Origin of the sequence: Muricoccus nepalensis, from assembly GCF_006438825.1 — a bacterium.
Taxonomy (GTDB): Bacteria; Pseudomonadota; Alphaproteobacteria; order Acetobacterales; family Acetobacteraceae; genus Roseomonas; species Roseomonas nepalensis.
Genome location: NZ_RCZP01000001.1, coordinates 485,297 through 500,860, shown reverse-complemented (window position 1 = coordinate 500,860; position 15,564 = coordinate 485,297). Strand labels below are relative to the sequence as shown.

General features: G+C 73.5%; 15 protein-coding genes. 10 read left to right on the top strand and 5 right to left on the bottom strand.

Features of this window, described 5'->3' with window-relative positions; translation table 11 throughout:
* Nucleotides 1-261 precede the first annotated feature (261 nt).
* The 5 genes from EAH89_RS02225 to EAH89_RS02205 are packed head-to-tail and all read left to right on the top strand — an operon-like array spanning nt 262 to nt 4,943.
* Nucleotides 262-1,218, top strand: a complete 957-nt coding sequence (locus EAH89_RS02225) for an ABC transporter permease (protein WP_140881113.1) — start codon at nt 262-264, stop codon at nt 1,216-1,218.
* Nucleotides 1,215-2,123, top strand: coding sequence for an ABC transporter permease (locus EAH89_RS02220; protein ID WP_140881112.1), 909 nt, complete (start codon nt 1,215-1,217; stop codon nt 2,121-2,123). The genes EAH89_RS02225 and EAH89_RS02220 overlap by 4 nt, the downstream gene beginning before the upstream one ends.
* Nucleotides 2,123-3,196 (top strand): ABC transporter ATP-binding protein, encoded by a 1,074-nt coding sequence (locus tag EAH89_RS02215; RefSeq protein WP_241666803.1) that lies wholly within the window; start codon nt 2,123-2,125, stop codon nt 3,194-3,196. The genes EAH89_RS02220 and EAH89_RS02215 overlap by 1 nt, the downstream gene beginning before the upstream one ends.
* Nucleotides 3,196-4,212 carry an ABC transporter ATP-binding protein gene (locus EAH89_RS02210; protein ID WP_140881111.1) on the top strand — a complete coding sequence of 339 codons (1,017 nt, stop codon included), beginning with the start codon at nt 3,196-3,198 and terminating at the stop codon, nt 4,210-4,212. The genes EAH89_RS02215 and EAH89_RS02210 overlap by 1 nt, the downstream gene beginning before the upstream one ends.
* Nucleotides 4,209-4,943 (top strand): MOSC domain-containing protein, encoded by a 735-nt coding sequence (locus EAH89_RS02205; protein ID WP_161993452.1) that lies wholly within the window; start codon nt 4,209-4,211, stop codon nt 4,941-4,943. The genes EAH89_RS02210 and EAH89_RS02205 overlap by 4 nt, the downstream gene beginning before the upstream one ends.
* A 10-nt stretch (nt 4,944-4,953) precedes the next feature.
* On the opposite strand, the gene EAH89_RS02200 is transcribed toward EAH89_RS02205, so the two are convergent.
* From EAH89_RS02200 to EAH89_RS02185, 4 genes are all read right to left on the bottom strand, one after another.
* A complete protein-coding gene (locus EAH89_RS02200) occupies nt 4,954-6,630 on the bottom strand; it encodes a peptide ABC transporter substrate-binding protein (RefSeq protein ID WP_140881110.1) in 1,677 nt (558 codons plus the stop codon).
* 184 nt (nt 6,631-6,814) lie between these two features.
* The gene (locus EAH89_RS02195; RefSeq protein WP_140881109.1) at nt 6,815-8,086 is read right to left on the bottom strand and encodes an NAD(P)/FAD-dependent oxidoreductase; all 1,272 of its coding nucleotides are present in this window, start codon (nt 8,084-8,086) and stop codon (nt 6,815-6,817) included.
* Between the two features lie 2 nt (nt 8,087-8,088).
* Entirely contained in the window at nt 8,089-9,426 is a 1,338-nt protein-coding gene (locus EAH89_RS02190; protein ID WP_140881108.1) for an NAD(P)/FAD-dependent oxidoreductase, read from the bottom strand.
* Nucleotides 9,427-9,456: 30 nt separating this feature from the next.
* Nucleotides 9,457-10,128 carry a haloacid dehalogenase type II gene (locus tag EAH89_RS02185; RefSeq protein ID WP_140881107.1) on the bottom strand — a complete coding sequence of 224 codons (672 nt, stop codon included), beginning with the start codon at nt 10,126-10,128 and terminating at the stop codon, nt 9,457-9,459.
* Nucleotides 10,129-10,375: 247 nt separating this feature from the next.
* On the opposite strand from EAH89_RS02185, the gene EAH89_RS02180 reads away from it, so the two are divergent.
* From EAH89_RS02180 to EAH89_RS02165, 4 genes are all read left to right on the top strand, one after another.
* Nucleotides 10,376-11,245: a GNAT family N-acetyltransferase gene (locus EAH89_RS02180; RefSeq protein ID WP_140881106.1), complete on the top strand. Its 870-nt coding sequence runs from the start codon at nt 10,376-10,378 to the stop codon at nt 11,243-11,245.
* A 7-nt stretch (nt 11,246-11,252) separates the two neighbouring features.
* Nucleotides 11,253-12,179 (top strand): 2-hydroxyacid dehydrogenase, encoded by a 927-nt coding sequence (locus EAH89_RS02175; protein WP_140881105.1) that lies wholly within the window; start codon nt 11,253-11,255, stop codon nt 12,177-12,179.
* Between the two features lie 142 nt (nt 12,180-12,321).
* Nucleotides 12,322-12,819, top strand: coding sequence for an Lrp/AsnC family transcriptional regulator (locus EAH89_RS02170; RefSeq protein ID WP_140881104.1), 498 nt, complete (start codon nt 12,322-12,324; stop codon nt 12,817-12,819).
* A 220-nt stretch (nt 12,820-13,039) separates the two neighbouring features.
* Nucleotides 13,040-13,582 carry a cupin domain-containing protein gene (locus EAH89_RS02165; protein ID WP_241666802.1) on the top strand — a complete coding sequence of 181 codons (543 nt, stop codon included), beginning with the start codon at nt 13,040-13,042 and terminating at the stop codon, nt 13,580-13,582.
* Nucleotides 13,583-13,619: 37 nt separating this feature from the next.
* Here EAH89_RS02165 and EAH89_RS02160 read toward each other — a convergent pair whose 3' ends face one another.
* Nucleotides 13,620-14,375, bottom strand: coding sequence for an SDR family NAD(P)-dependent oxidoreductase (locus EAH89_RS02160; RefSeq protein ID WP_140881102.1), 756 nt, complete (start codon nt 14,373-14,375; stop codon nt 13,620-13,622).
* 114 nt (nt 14,376-14,489) lie between these two features.
* On the opposite strand from EAH89_RS02160, the gene EAH89_RS02155 reads away from it, so the two are divergent.
* Nucleotides 14,490-15,380, top strand: coding sequence for a LysR substrate-binding domain-containing protein (locus EAH89_RS02155; protein WP_206667425.1), 891 nt, complete (start codon nt 14,490-14,492; stop codon nt 15,378-15,380).
* Nucleotides 15,381-15,564 lie beyond the last annotated feature (184 nt).

Below are 15,564 nucleotides of genomic sequence, written 5' to 3'. Positions count from 1 at the left end.
GCGCACAACCCTGCCCCGTTCCTGGTCAGTCAGCGGACTCTCGCGCCGGAAGCGGCGATGTCACGGACCGGCGAGGCGGAAATCCTCCTTGACCCCCTATTCAGTATAATGAACCGTTGGCCCGTCCCCGCGGCCCGGCACCCGCCGCGGCGACAGAGGAGATGGGCATGAGCGACCCGAGCCATCCCGTGCGCCACCCACCGGCAGCCGCCCTCCCGCCCCGCGGCGGGAACGCCGCCCGCCGGCGCGGGGCCTGAGACCGTGGGGGGCTATGTCGGCAGGCGGCTGCTGCAGGCCGCGGGGCTCCTCCTGATCGTCTCCATGATCGGCTTCGCCATCCTGCACCTCGCGCCGGGCGGGCCGCTCTCGCAGTTCGCGGCCGGCGGCGACATGACGCAGGAGGACCTGGACCGGCTGGCCGAGCAGCTCGGCCTGAACCGCCCGCTGCCGGTGCAGTACCTCGACTGGCTCTGGCGCATGCTGAGCGGCGACTGGGGCCTCTCCTTCCGCGACCAGCAGCCGGTCCTCTCCGTCATCGGCTCCCATGTCGGCGCGACGATGGAGCTGATGCTGACCTCCACCCTCCTCGCCATGGCCATCGGCGCCTGGGTCGGCATCCTCGGCGCCATCCGCCGCTACTCCCTCTTCGACGCGCTGGCGACGATCGGCGCCATGGTCGCCCTCTCCATCCCCACCTTCTGGTTCGGGCTGGTGGTGATCTACGTCTTCTCGGTGGGGCTCGGCTGGCTGCCCGCGGGCAACCGCTACACGATCGGGGACGAATCCTTCCTCGACCAGCTCCACCACCTCGTCGGCCCCTGCATCGTGCTCGCCCTCGTCAGCACCGCGGTCTGGAGCCGCTACATGCGCTCCTCCATGCTCGACGTGATCCACCAGGACTACATCCGCACCGCCCGCTCCAAGGGCATCCCGGAGCGGCGGATCCTGATCCACCACGCCGTGCGCAACGCGCTCCTGCCGATGATCACCATCACCGGCCTGCACCTGCCCAGCCTGCTCAGCGGCGCGCTCGTCACGGAGACGGTCTTCACCTGGCCCGGCATGGGGCGCCTCTTCCTCGATTCCATCTCCTACCGGGATTACCCGGTGGTGATGGGCATCCTGATGTTCACGGCGGTGCTGGTGCTGCTGGGAAGCCTGCTCGCGGACCTGCTCTACCACGTCGCGGACCCGCGCCTGGGGGCGCACGGGGCATGAGCGGCGCGAGCGGGGCACCGCTGGGATCGGCGGTCGTCGAGGAAGCCCGCCCGCGCCCGGCGCGCCGGCGGGACGGGCCGCTGCAGCGCTTCATGCGCCACCGCCTCGCCGTCTTCGGCGCCGCGGTGATCGCCCTGCTGGCGCTGGCCTGCGCGATCGGGCCGCTCCTGCTGCCCTTCACCGACACCGAGATCGACATCATGCAGCGCTTCGCGCCGCCCTTCTCGGGGGTCCACCTCCTCGGCACGGACCCGCTGGGGCGGGACATCCTGGCGCGCATCCTCATGGCCGGGCGCATCTCCCTCTCCGTCGGCTTCGCCGCCATGGTGATCAGCATGCTGATCGGCATCACCGTCGGCCTCGTCGCCGGCTACTACGGCGGCTGGCTCGGCACGGTGCTGATGCGCTTCGTGGACGCCATGCTCTGCTTCCCCAGCATCTTCCTCCTCCTCGCCGTCTCCTCCCTCGTCGGGCCGGCGGTGGGCTCCATCATCGTGCTCATCGCCATCACCTCCTGGATGGAGGTGGCGCGCATCGTGGAGGCGCAGATCCGCGCCCTGAAGGCGCGCGACTTCGCGGTCGCGGCCGAGGCGCTGGGCGCGAGCGACGCGCGGGTGATGCTGCGCGAGCTCCTGCCCAACGCCATCGCCCCCATCGTCGTGGCGGCCACGCTGAACGTCGCCCACGCCATCCTCGCGGAATCCTACATCTCCTTCCTCGGCTACGGCATCCAGCCGCCGACGCCGAGCTGGGGCAACATGCTCGACAACGCGCAGAGCTACCTCACCAGCGCCCCCTGGCTCGCGATTTTCCCCGGCGCCGCCATCACCCTCGCGGTCACGAGCTTCAACGTCATCGGCGACGGCCTGCGCGACGCGCTCGACCCGCGCTCGGGGGGGCGGTGATGCTCGAGGCGACGATGGAGCGCGACCGGGCCCCCAGCACGGCGCCGGCCGCCCTGGCCGAGGACGAGGTCCTCGCCGTGCGCGACCTCTCCATCGGCTTCCGCACGGGCATCGGCGAGCTTCCCGCCGTCCGCGACGTGTCCTTCACCCTCCGCCGGGGCGAAACCCTGGCCCTGGTCGGGGAATCCGGCTCCGGCAAGAGCGTCACCAGCCTCGGCATCCTCCGCCTCACCCCCCGCGCGCCCTTCTGCCGCATCACCGGCCAGGTGCTGCTGCGCGGGCAGGACGGGCGCGTGCGCGACCTCGTGACGCTGCCCGAGGCCGAGATGCGGGACGTGCGCGGGCGCGACGCCGCCATGGTCTTCCAGGAACCCATGACCTCGCTCAACCCCGTGCACCGGATCGGCGACCAGATCGCCGAGGCCGTCCGCTTCCACGAGGGCCTGGGCCGCCGCGCCGCGCTGGACAAGGCCGCGGGCCTGCTCGAGCTCGTCGGCATCCCCGACCCGCGCCGCCGCCTCTCGAGCTACCCGCACGAGCTCTCCGGCGGCATGCGCCAGCGCGTGATGATCGCCATCGCCCTCTCCTGCGAGCCGCAGCTCCTCATCGCGGACGAGCCCACGACGGCGCTCGACGTGACCATCCAGGCCCAGATCCTGGACCTCCTGCGCCGCCTGCAGGAGCGGACGCGCATGGCCGTCATCTTCATCACCCACAACCTCGGCGTCGTGGCCGAGATCGCGGACCGGGTGATGGTGATGTACGCCGGCCGCGTGGTGGAGCAGGCGCCGGTCCGCCCGCTCTTCGGCGCGCCGCTGATGCCCTACACCCGCGGCCTCCTGCGCTCGGTCCCGCGCCTGGACCTGGCGGGGCTCGGGCGGGAACGCCTCGCCGCGATCCCCGGCAGCGTGCCCGACCCGCTGGCGCCGCCCCCCGGCTGCAGCTTCGCGCCCCGCTGCGGCCATTTCGAGCCCGGCCGGTGCGACGCCGCCATGCCCCCCCTCGAGCACGCAGCGCCGGAGCACCTCGTGCGGTGCGTGCGCTGGCCCGAACTGGCCGCGGGAACGATCTGATGGACGGGCTAGCCGCCGACCCCGCCCTGCTGGAGGTGCGGGACCTCCGCAAGTGGTTCGCCGGCCCGCGCCCCGGCCCCTTCCGCCCGCGGGCGAGGGTCCGCGCCGTGGACGGCGTCTCCTTCGACATCCGCCGCGGCGAGGTGCTGAGCCTCGTCGGCGAGTCCGGCTCCGGCAAGAGCACCGTGGGCCGCACTGTGCTGCGCCTCATGCGGCCGGACGGCGGCAGCATCCGCTTCGGCGGCGCGGACATCACCGCCCTCGGCCGCGACGCGCTGCGCCCCTTCCGCCGGCGCATGCAGCTCGTCTTCCAGGACCCCTATGCCTCGCTGAACCCGAAGATGACCGTGGAGGAGATCGTCGGCGCCCCCCTCGACATCCACGAGCCCGCGACGCCGGCGGCGGAGCGCCGGCGCCGGGTGGAGGAGGCGCTCTCCCTCGTCGGGCTGCTGCCCTCCCACGCCGCGCGCTACCCGCACGAGTTCTCGGGCGGCCAGCGCCAGCGCCTGGGCATCGCGCGCGCGCTCATCCTGCGGCCGGAGCTCCTCATCGCCGACGAGCCGGTCTCGGCGCTCGACGTCTCCGTGCAGGCGCAGGTCGTGAACCTCATGCTGGAGCTGAAGGAGCGGCTGGGCCTCACCATCCTCTTCATCTCGCACGACCTCGCCGTCGTCGGCTACATCTCGGACCGCATCGCCGTGATGTATCTCGGCCGCCTCGTGGAGGTCGCGCCCACCCGCGCCCTCTTCGCGACGCCCCGCCACCCCTACACCGAGGCGCTGCTCTCCGCCGTGCCCATCCCGGACCCGACGGTGAAGCGGGAGCGGATCGTCCTCGCGGGCGACGTGCCGAGCCCGCTCGACCCGCCGTCCGGCTGCCGCTTCCGCACGCGCTGCCGCTACGCGCTCCCGGCCTGCGCCGCCGAGCCCCCCGCGCTGCGCGAGGTGGCGCCCGGCCACTTCAAGGCCTGCATCCGCGACGACCTCGCGCTCGCGTCGGCGATCGGCGCCGCGTGAGCGAGGTCCCGTTCGGGCGCGTCGCCGCGCTCTGGCGCTTCCCCATCAGCTCGCTCGGCGGGGAACGTCTGGAGCGCGCGGCGCTCACCGCCGCCGGCATCGAGGGCGACCGCACCCACGGCGTCTTCCACGCCGAGAGCGGCGAGATCGCCTATCCCGGCCGCGACCGCCGCTGGGCGGCCCTGCCGCGCGCCCTCTCCCGCCTCCGCGCCGACGGCGCGCTGGAGGTCAGCACGGACGGAAGCATCTGGGGCGACCCCGCCGGGCCCCGCCAAGCCGCCGCCCTCTCGGCCTTCCTCGGCTTCCCCGCGCGGGTCCGCCGCTACGCCGGGGAGGGGCCGCGGCCCCGCTACAACCGCGCGCCCATCCACCTGCTGACGACCAGCGCGCTCCGCACCCTCCAGACGATCCTGCCGGACAGCGTGATCGACGCGCGCCGCTTCCGCCCGAACATCCTCGTCGACACGCCGGAGGAGCTGGACGGCATCCCCGAATACGCGCTGCGCGGCCGGCGCTTCCGGATCGGCGGCGTCACCCTGCGCGGCACCATCCCCTGCGCCCGTTGCGCCTTCACGACGCTGGCCCAGCCGGGGCTGCCCGAGGACCGCGAGGTGTTCCGCGCCCTCCTCCACCGCTTCGGCCGCGACCTCGGCCTCTACTGCGAGGTGGAGGGGGCGGGATCGCTGCGGCACGGGGACGCCGTGCTGCAGCCCGAGCCCGCCCCGGCCTGAGGGCGCGCCCTCAGCTCGCCCAGTACCACTCCCGCATGTTCCAGGTGTTCTGCCGCGCGTTCACGTTCGGGCGGAAGCCGATCAGCGTGTCCTTCGTGCCCTCGGCCGTCGCGTACTGGTAGATCGGCAGGATCGGCAGCTCCTCCCGCGCGATCTCCTGCAGGCGGAAGTAGATGGCCTTGCGCCGCTCCTGGTCGAAGCTGCTCTGCCCCTCCGCCAGCAGCCGGTCCGCCTCGGGGCTCACCCACTGCATGTAGTTGCCGCCCGACCCGCCGCGCACGGGGATGGCGTCGGAGGCGAAGCGCGTCGCGGGGTCGGGGTCGATGCCCGTGCGAAAGGCGGTGCCGACCATCAGCATCTGGAACTTCGAGCGCACGTAGAAGTCGCCCCAGATCACCGCCGCCGGCATGTTGTTGATCTTCATCGAGACGCCGATCTTGCCCCAGTCCTGCATCAGCAGCTGCTGCACCTGCTCGCGCAGCGCGGCGCCCGTGGTGGTGGAGACCGCGAACTCCAGCGGTACGCCGTTCTTCTGCCGCACGCCCCCGCTGCCCCGCGCCCAGCCCGCCCCGTCGAGGATCCGGTTCGCCTCGGCCAGGTCGTAGCGGTGGGCGGGAAGGCCCGGGTTGTAGGCCCAGGATTCCTGCGGCGCGAAGGACTCCGTCGGCTTGTGCATGCCGTAGAAGATGACGTCGATGATGCCCTTCTTGTTCATCCCCGCGTAGAGCGCCTTGCGCACCGCCTTGTCGGCGAGCGCCGGGTGCTCGAGGTTCGGCATCAGCACCTCGAGCGACGCGTTGGGCGAGGTCGCCACGCGCCGCCCGGGCAGCCGCTGCGCCTCGGCGAAGAAGTTGGCGGGGATGCCCGTGCCGATGATCGCGTCCACCGACCCCGTGCGGAACTGCGCGTAGAGCGCCGTCTGGTCCGGCACGTATTTCAGGATCGCGCGCTCGAGATAGGGGCCGGCGCCGTGGTACTTGTCGTTCGCGACGAGCTGGATGTGGTCGCCCGGCACGCGGCGGTCCCAGCGGAAGGGCCCGGTGCCGACGGGGCTGCTGTTGAAGGGCGCGCTGTTCGGGTCGGCCGCGGCGCCTAGGACGTGCTTGGGCACGATGTAGGTGTTGGCCATCAGCGCGAGATAGGGCGCGAAGGCCTTCTCCATGCGCCAGGCGATCTCGTGCGGCCCCTTCACCACGATCTCGCGCACGAGGCTGTGGCCCACCCGCGTGCGGGCGCGGAAGGAGGGGTTGTTGATCAGCTCGAGCGAGTAGCGCACGTCCTCGGCGGTGAAGGGCGCGCCGTCGTGCCACACCACGCCCTCCCGCAGCGTCACGGTCCAGGCCAGCCCGTCCTCGGAGATGCCGCCGTTGGCGACGGAGGGCACCTCGCGCGCGAGGTCCGCCACCAGCTCGCCCTCGGGCGTCGGGTACCAGAGGGTGCCGAACACGTTCATCCAGACCGTCTCGTCCACCTCGATGCCGGGCATCAGGGGGTTGAAGACGGTCGGCTCCTGCGAGATCCCGACCACCACCTGGCCCTTGCGGGCGGCCGGCGGCGGCGGCACCGGGCGGCGCGCCTGGGCCCGCGCGCCGGCGGGCAGCAGCCCCGCCGCGGCGCCGGCGCCGAGGCCGAGGAGCCCGCGCCGTGGCAGCGCGGGGCGTGGGAGAGTGCGACGGATCTCGTCCATGGCTGCGAAGTCCCCTTTCTGCGGCCCCGGTCGCCCTGGCGGCGCCGGATGCACGGTTGCCTTGCGCCCTCGTGGCGGCCCCGGCGGGATCCGGCGGCGCCCAAGGCCGCAGCGTCCTGCCGTTTCCGGGGCCGCGCAACGACGAAATCCGCCGCCCACGGCCCGCTCCCCACGTCCCGGCGCGTCAGGCGAAGCGGTCCTTGACGCGGTAGTAGAGGCCGACCGCCGGCATGAACCAGGGCGGCCCGAAATGGCCGGGCACGGGCTTCCATTCCAGGTCGCGGAAGGGATTGGCCTCCGCCCGCCCGCCCATCACCGCCGCCATGGCCTGCCCCATGTGCACCGACATCTGCACGCCGTGCCCGCTGTAGCCGGTGGCGTAGAAGAGGCCGTCCCGCTCGCCGGCGCGCGGCAGCCGGTCCTGCGTGGCGTCGATCGTGCCGCCCCAGCAGTAGTCGACCCGCACGGGGCCGAGCTGCGGGAAGACGTCGTGCAGCCCCCGCTCCAGCACGCGCCCGCTCTTCGCGTCGGAGGCGAGGGAGGGGAGCGCGAAGCGCGCCCGCCCGCCCCAGACGAGCCGCCCGTCCGGCGTAGTGCGGAAGTAGTGGCCGATGATCCGCGTCGTGGTCGCCGTGCGCCCCGTCGGCATGATGGCCGCGATCCGCTCCGCCCCCAGCGGCTCCGTGACGACGACGAAGGAGCCGAGCGGCACGAGGCGGCGGCGGAAGTACATCGGCCCCAGCGCGCTCGCGCCCGTGGCCAGCAGCACCTGCCGCGCCCGCAGCGTCCCCCGCGCGGTCGCGACGCGGTGCCCGCCCGCCTCCCGCCGCAGCGCCGTCACCGGCGTGTCCTCGAAAATCCGGGCGCCGCGCCGCCGCGCGGCCTCGGCCAGGCCCGCCCCGAAGCGGCCGACATGCATCTGCGCGCTCTTCGGGAACAGGACGCCGCCGAAGAAGGCACCCGAGCCGATCTCCTGGCGCAGCGCCTCGCGCGGGACCAGCCGCGCCTCCGGGTCGGCCTCCCGCTGCAGCAGCTCGAAGCCGCGCGCGAGGGCGTCGTAATGCGCGGGCTTGGCCGCAAGCTTGATCTTGCCCGAGCGCCGGAAGTCGCAGTCGATCCCCTCCTCCCGCGCGATCCGCTCCACCGTGTCCACGGCGTCGTCGAAGGCGTGGTAGAGCCGGCGGGCGTGGTCCAGGCCGAGGCTCGCGGCCAGGGCGGCGAAGTTGTGCGCGGTGCCGTTGTTCACGTGCCCGCCGTTCCGGCCGGAGGCCTGCCCGACGACCTTGCCCCCCTCCAGCACGGCGACGCTCGCCCCCCCGCGCGCCAGGGCGAGGGCGGCCGACAGTCCCGTCAGGCCGCCGCCGACCACCGCCACGTCGACCTCGCCCTCCACCGGCCCCGTCTCCGCGCCCGCGAAGGGCGTGGCGGTGTCGAGCCAGTAGGGCACCATCCGCATCGTCACATCATCCCGGGCTTCTGGATGCGCGACCCGTCCACCAGGCGCTCGTAGCGGAAGGGGGAGGGGTCGACCCCCGTCCGCCCGCCGAGGATGATCTCGGCCGCGAGCTGCCCGGCGCCCGGCCCGATGCCGAAGCCGTGGCCGCTGTAGCCCGTCGAGAGGTATAGGCCCGGCAGCGCGCTGACGGGGGAGATCACGGGCACCGCGTCCGGCGTGGAATCGATCCAGCCGCCCCAGATCTTGCCCATCTTGACCCCCGCCAGCGCGGGGTAGGAGGCGGCGAGCTGCTTCAGCGCGGGCTCGGCGACCCCCGCCTTCGGCGCGGGATCCAGCACGCGCATGTCCTCCTGCTCGAACACCGTCGGCCGGTCCATGCGCCAGCGGCGGGGAAAGGCCTGCGGCCCGCGGAAGAAGGATTCCCCGATCCCGAACTTCACCATCTTGCGGCGCGCGACCAGCGTCGGCCAGAACTTGCGGGCGTAGCGCATCCCCTGCGGCGTGATCTCGATCTGGCCGCGGTTGTTCGCGGCCACGATGTAGCCGCCGTCCTCGCGCCGGCCGATCGTGATGTCCGGCGTGTAGAGGCCGCCCGGCGTGATCTCCGGCGCCGGCTCCGTGAGGAAGACGGTCGAGCGGATGCTCGACTGCGGCAGGTCGAGCCCGTGGCGCCGCAGCAGCATCGACGACCAGGCGCCGCCCGCCACCAGCACCTGCGCCGCGCGGACGCGGCCGTGCTCCGTGATGACGCCGGCGACGCGCCCGCCCTCGATGTCGAGGCCCCGCACGGCGCAGCGCTGGTGGATCGTGGCGCCGAGCTTGCGCGCGGCGCCGGCGATGGCGGGCGCCGCCTTGCGCGGCTCGGCGCGGCCGTCATGCGGGGAGTGCACGCCCCCGATCCAGCCATCCGCCGCCCCCGGCACCATCCCCCGCGCCTCCTCGGCGGAGAGGAGGCGGCTGTGGAACTGGTAGCCGCGCGCCATCTCCACCCAGCGGCGCCAGCTCTCCAGCTCGCTCTCGCTGCGGGTCGCGTAGACCAGCCCCGTTCGGCGGAAGCCGACGTCGATCCCCGCCTCCTTCGGCAGGCTGTCCCACAGCTCCATGCTGCGGAGCATGACGGGGATCTCGCGCTCGTCGCGGTTCTGCACGCGGCACCAGCCCCAGTTGCGGCTCGACTGCTCGCCGGCGATCACGCCCTTCTCGAGGACCGCCACCCGCTGCCCGGCCCGGGCGAGGAAGTAGGCGGCCGTCACCCCCGCGATGCCGCCGCCGATGATGGCCACGTCCACCTCGGCCGGAAGCTTCGCGTCGCTGGTGACGGGATCGACGGGCGGCGACATGGGCAGGTGCTCCGGTGCGGTTGCGGGCGATCAGAGGCCGAGCAGGCCGGGCAGGCCGCCGATGTCGGGGATCTCGTGGTAGCCATAGAAGGCGTTCCCCCTCGGCTCGTGCCCGCGGTTGACCCAGGCCTTGTCGCGGATGCCGAGATCATGCGCCGTCATCAGGTCGTAGCGGAAGGAGGAGGAGACGTGCAGCAGCTCCTCCGGCCGCGCGCCCAGCTCGCCCAGCATGTACTCGAAGGCCCGCATCCGCGGCTTGTAGGCCCCCGCCTGCTCGGCCGTGAACACGGCGTGGAAGGGCGCCCCCAGCTTCGCCACGTTCGCGTGGATCTGGTGGTTGGCGGCGTTGGACAGGATGACGAGCGGGAACTCCTTCGCCACGCGCGCCAGCGGCTCGGCCACGTCCGGGTGCGGCCCCCAGCCCGGCACCGCGTCGGAGAAGCGCGCGCCGTCGGCCTCCTCGTAGGGAACCCCGTGCTTGGCGAGCGCGCGGCGCACCGCGTTGTCCAGAACCTCGGCATAGGGCTTCCAGGCGCCGAGCACCTCGTCCAGCCGGTAGGCGGTGAAGTCGCCGAGGAAGGCCTCCATCCGCTCCGCCGGCACCCGGCCCGCGAAGTGCTCCCGCGCCAGGGGGCCCATCTGGAAGTTCGTCAGCGTGCCGTAGCAGTCGAAGGTGATGAACTTGGGCCGCAGGGGGGTCATCGGGGCATCCTTCGATCCGGCCCGGCGCCGCCGGGGAGGGGCCATGCTAGAGGGCGGCGGCTGGCACGATCGCACCGGCCGGCGGGCGCGTAGCGAAGATCATGCCGTTTCGCGCCGGCCGCGCGGCACAACCGGCGGCGGCCCGACCGATACGGGCGAAGATGCCGAATCCGCCCCCAGTTCGGAACCTCGTGCCGCCCGCCCCCTGCAACCCTGCGCCGCGAACGGGAAGGGGGACGAGGCCGGCATGACGACGCGAACAGCCCGAACGCCGGGGGAGGCCGCGCGGCTCCGCCCGCTGGCGGAGGCGGATCTCCCGGCCGCGCAGGCGCTGACCGCCGCGCTCCGCTGGCCGCACCGGGTCGAGGACTGGGCCTTCGCCCTCGCCCTCGGCCAGGGCCTGGCCGCGGAGATCGACGGCCGCCTGGCCGGGACGGCGATGGCGTGGCGCTACGGCGCGAGGGCCGGGGCGCTCGGCTTCGTGGTGGTGGCGGACGCGGCGCAGGGCAGGGGTCTCGGCCGCGCGCTGACCGAGGGCGTGCTCGCCTTCCTCGGCGAGCGGAGCGTGACCCTCTGCGCGACCGATATCGGCCGCCCCCTCTACGCCAGCCTCGGCTTCGCCGGCACGGGCCGGGTGCACCAGCACGGGGGCAGCAGCTTCTCGGCCGGCCTTGTCGCGCTGCCGCCGGGCCAGCGGCTGCGCCCGGCCGGCCGCCGCGACACGCCCGCCCTCGCCGCCCTCGACGCCCGGGCCCTCGGCGTGCCGCGCGACGCGCTGATGAGGGCCCTGCTCCCCGTCGCCGACGGCGTGGTCCTGGACCGCGACGGGGAGGCGATCGGCTTCTCGCTCATCCGCCGCTTCGGGCACGGGCAAGTCATCGGCCCCGTGGTGGCGCCGGACGCGGCGGGCGCGCGGGCGCTGATCGCGCACTGGCTCGGCTCGCGCCCCGGCCAGTTCATCCGCATCGACGTGCCGGGGGCGAGCGGCCTCTCGCCCTGGCTCGAGGCGCTCGGCGTGGCGCAGGTGGGCGGCGGGGAGGTGATGGTCCGCGGCGCGCCGCCGCGCGGCGACAGCACCCGGTTCTCCTTCGCCCTCGTTAGCCAGGCGCTGGGGTAGGGGCGGCATGAGCATCGTCTACAAGTCCGAGCCGCTCCGCGGCGCCGCCTGGCAGCGCCTCTTCGCCGAGGCCCTGCCCGACCTCCCCTTCCACCTCTGGCCCGAGACAGGCGACCCCGCGGCCGTCCGCTACCTCGCCGCATGGCAGCCGCCGGAGGACCTCGCCGCCCGCTTCCCGGCGCTCGAGGTGCTGTTCTCCGTCGGCGCCGGCGTGGACCAGTTCGACCTCCGCGCCCTGCCGCCGCATGTGCAGGTGGTGCGGATGGTGGAGCCCGGGCTGACCGCGGGGATGGTGGAGTACGTCACCCTCTCCGTCCTCGCGCTCCACCGCGAGTTCCCGCTCTTCCTCGATCAGCAGCGGCGCGGCGTCTGGGCGGCGACGAAGGGCCTGCGGGCGGAGCGGCGGCGCGTGGGCGTGCTCGGCCTCGGCGTGCTCGGCCTGGCCGCCGTGAAGGCCCTCCAGGGCTTCGGCTACCCCGTCTCCGCCTGGAGCCGCGGGCGGCGCGAGGTCGCCGGCGCGACCTGCTTCGCCGGGACGGAGGAGCTTCCCGCCTTCCTCGCCGGCCTCGACATCCTCGTCTGCCTCCTGCCCCTGACGGCGGAGACGCGGGGCATGCTCGACGCCGCGCGCCTCGCCGCGCTCCCCCGCGGGGCCGGCCTCGTGAACGCGGGGAGGGGCGGGCACCTGGTGGAGGCCGACCTCCTCGCCGCGCTCGACTCCGGCCACCTCTCGGCGGCCATCCTCGACGTGTCCGATCCCGAGCCGCCGCCGCCGGACCATCCCTTCTGGTCCCACCCCCGCATCTGGCTCACCCCGCACGTCGCGAGCACGACCCACGCCGACACGGGCGGCGAGGCCCTCGTCGAGAACATCCGCCGCCACCGCCGCGGCGAGCCGATGCTGGGCCTCGTCAACCGCAGCCGGGGCTACTAGGGGAGGGCGCGTCCCGGCATGCCCGGCAACGGCCTCGCCCGTCGCTCCGGCAACGGCCTCGCCCGGCCCGCCTTGTCACCCGGCGCCCGGGCAAGCTAGCGTCGGCCCCGCGCACGGCCATCCCGGCCCGGATGGTTACTTCATGGTGGCTGGTGTCCCGAAACTCGACCGGATCGACCTTCGGATCCTCGCGCACCTCCAGCGCCACGGCCGCGCCACCAACGTCGACCTCGCGGACGCGGTCGGCCTCTCGCCCAGCCCCTGCCTCACCCGCGTGAAGCGGCTGGAGAAGGCGGGCTACATCACCGGCTACGGCGCGCACATCAACCTGCAGCGCCTCGGCGACACCGTGACCATCTACACGGAGGTCACGCTCTCCGACCACCGCAGCGCCGACTTCAAGCGCTTCGAGGCGAGCGTGCGCGGCATGAGCGAGGTGGTGGAGTGCCACCTCGTCAGCGGCGGCTACGACTACCTGCTCAAGTTCATGACCCGCTCCATCGCCCACTACCAGGAGCGGATCGAGCACATGCTGGCGCTCAGCATCGGGATCGAGAAGTACTTCTCCTACGTCGTGATCAAGTCGGTCTTCGTGAAGCACGAGCACGACCTCGAGACCTTCTTCCCCGCGGAAGGCTAGGGCAGGGCGGCCGGCCCGGCCGCCTGGGCCCGTCCGCTCCCACGGCCAGCCCACACCCGTCGCCGGGAGCCGCACTCCCTCGGTTCCTTGCGACCCCCATCCCGTCCACCAGCGAGCTCTCGCGCCACGGCATCGCGTCATCCCGCCGGCCGGAAGTAGGCAGGCACGGCGCTGTCGATTATCCTCAACGCCTGTCCCTGGCAGGAGGCGCCCCATAGCAATGGTCGGCACGGAACTGAAGGCCCTGCGGACGCGGCGCGGCCTCGGCCTGCGGGAACTCGCGGCGCGGTCGGGCGTGTCGCACTCGGCGATCCCGCTGATCGAGCGGGAGCGCATGAGCCCCTCCGTGGACACGCTCGGCGCCATCCTGGGCGCCCTCGGCACCACCCTGTCCTCCTTCTTCGCGGAACTGGAGAGCGGGCAGCCGAGCCGCCCCTTCTACCGCGCCGACGAGCTGGTGGAGATCGGCCGGCCCGACCGGGTCTCCTACCGCCTCGTCGGGATGGACTACCCTAACCGCCGCATGCTGATGCTCGCCGAGCGCTACGCGCCGGGCGCCGCGACGGAGGCGAGCGTGACGCACCGGGCGGAGGAGGCGGGCATCGTCACGCGCGGCGCGGTGGAGGTGACGGTGGGCGAGCGCCAGGCGGTGCTGCGGGCGGGCGACGCCTACTACTTCGACAGCCAGCAGCCCCACCGCTTCCGCAACGTCGACCCAGGGGTCAGCGAGATCGTCAGCGCCATCACCCCGCCCACCTACTGAACCGGCCGACCGAGCCGGCGATGATCCGCCCCGCCGGTCAGGCCTGCGCCTGCCCGCCGTCGACGAAGAACTCGACGCCGTTGACGAAGCTGGCCTCGTCCGAAGCAAGGAAGAGAACCGCCCTCGCGATCTCCTCCGGCTCGCCGACGCGCCCGAGCGGAATGCGCGCGCCCAGGACATCGAGAAGGCCCTGCTGCTTCGCCGCATCCTCGCCCGCGAGGCCGACGAGGCCCGGCGTGCGCGTCGCGCCCGGGCTGACGACGTTGACGCGGATGCGGCGCTCCTTCAGGTCGAGGATCCAGGTGCGGGCGAAGTTGCGCACCGCCGCCTTGCTGGCGGAGTAGACGCTGAAGGCCGGCGTCCCCTCGCTCCCGGCGGTCGAGCCCGTCAGCACCACCGCGCCGCCATTCTTCAGGAGCGGAAGGGCCTTCTGGACGGTGAAGAGCGTGCCCTTCACGTTGGTGCCGAAGGTCTCGTCGAACTGCTCCTCGGTGATGGCGCCGAGCGGGGCGAAGCCGCCGCCGCCGGCGTTCGCGAAGAGGACGTCGATCTGCGCGTGCCTCCGCTGGACCGCGTCGTAGAGGCGGTCGATGTCGGCCAGCTCCGCCATGTCGCCGCACACGCCCGTCACGCGGCCGCCGATCGCCTTCACCGCCGCGTCCAGCGCCTCCTGGCGGCGCCCGGTGATGAAGACGGACGCCCCCTCCTGCGAGAAGGCCTTGGCGGTCGCGAGGCCGATGCCGCTCGTGGCGCCGGTCACCACCACCACCTTGTCCTGGAACCTGTTGGTCATCGCGCGTCTCCTTGGCCCAACGGCCTGCTCTCGGATGCCAAGGGAGATGCGCCGGCAACGATGCTGCTTGCAGGCGGCAGTTATGGTACGCAGCGTCCCACACAAGGAACGATGATGCGGCACGACCTCAACGACTACGTCATCTTCGCCGAGGTCGTCCTCCACGGGGGCTTCGCGGCCGCCGGCCGGGCGCTCCGCGAGCCGAAGTCGAAGCTCAGCCGCCGCGTCGCGGCGCTGGAGACCCGCCTCGGGGTGCGCCTCATCGAGCGCTCCAGCCGCCGCTTCCGCGTCACCGAGGTCGGGCAGACCTTCTACGAGCGCTGCCGCGCCATGATGCTGGAGGCCGAGCGGGCGGAAGCGCTCGTCGCCGAGGCCCAGGCCGAGCCGCACGGCCGCATCCGGATGAGCTGCCCGCCCAACCTGGTCAAGGTGGTCTCCGGCATCGCGCGCGGCTTCCTGGCCCGCTTCCCCAAGGTCCAGCTCCAGCTCGTCGTGACGGACCGGGCGGTGGACCTGATCGAGGAGCGCGTCGACCTCGCCCTCCGCGTCCGCCGCGAGCTGACGAGCGATGCCTCCCTCACCATGCGCTCGCTCGGCCACTCGCGCTGGATCCTCGTCGCCAGCCCGCAGACCGCGAGCCAGCTCGGCACCGATATCGCGGGCCTCGCCTCCCTCGCGACCCTCGGCACGAGCGACGAGGCGGGCGAGGCCACCTGGACGCTCGAGCGCGAGGACGGGACGATCCACGCGCTGCGCCACGAGCCCCGCATGACCTGCGGCGACTACGCCGTTCTCGGCGACGCCGCCGCGGACGGTCTGGGCGTCGCCTTCCTGCCCGACCACGCCTGCGCCGCGCAGATGGCCGCCGGCAGGCTCGTCCGCGTCTTCCCGGAGTGGCGGAGCAAGGCCGGTATCGTCCATCTCGTCTTCACGACCCGTCGCGGCCTGCCGCCCGCCGTGCGCGCCCTCATCGACCACATGGCGCGGGAGTTCCCCAAGCTTTGACCGCGGGATCGGGATGCCGCGGCGCCGCGGCAAGGCCCGCCTGGCGCAACCGGGGACCCCTCGACCTCTTGTAACCCAACCCCCGGCCGGTGCCCGCCGCCACGCCGGCCACCGGCTCCCACCCCCGGCGCTTCCCCGGGCTGGCGGTCATCGAGCGGAATTTCTTTCAGGCTCCCGGGAATAA